The organism is Parasutterella secunda, assembly GCF_016901835.1.
GTDB classification, from domain to species: Bacteria; Pseudomonadota; Gammaproteobacteria; order Burkholderiales; family Burkholderiaceae_F; genus Aphodousia; species Aphodousia faecavium.
The window spans coordinates 1-363 of the sequence record NZ_JACJKX010000053.1 but is presented as its reverse complement, the minus strand read 5'-3'; the positions used below and the strand labels follow the sequence as shown (position 1 = coordinate 363).

Here is a 363-nt window from a genome sequence, read left to right as displayed (position 1 = left end):
AAACGAATTAATTCCAAAACTCTTTGCTTGGTCGAATCAGGAACTTGACGAACGTTCAGTTGTGCAGCTTGGCGACGTCGAGTACAAGCGTTTCGGTGAGCTTGTTGTGGTCGATAACCTTTAAGACCTTTATTTCTTCGAATCTCTCGGCAAATTGTCGAAGGTGATACTTGAAGCTCTTGAGCGATAAATTTCTGAGAGAAACCTGCTTTACGAAGGGCATAAATATGGTATCTTTGCTCTTGGCTGAGATGTTTGTATTTTTTCATAGCAACTGATGTGGTAGTCGGAGCATGGATAGTACAGGCTCTCGGCCACTTTTGTACACTGCCTAGGTCTTTTTGGCTGTGAGCAAAGGTCTTC

Annotated in this window: 1 protein-coding gene; it reads right to left on the bottom strand. The window is 43.3% G+C overall.

Annotation, left to right across the window (positions count from 1 at the left end):
• Positions 1 to 269: helix-turn-helix domain-containing protein (locus H5985_RS09670; protein ID WP_205051026.1), on the bottom strand; the 269-nt coding region annotated here is incomplete at its 3' end.
• Between the last annotated feature and the right edge of the window lie 94 nt (positions 270 to 363).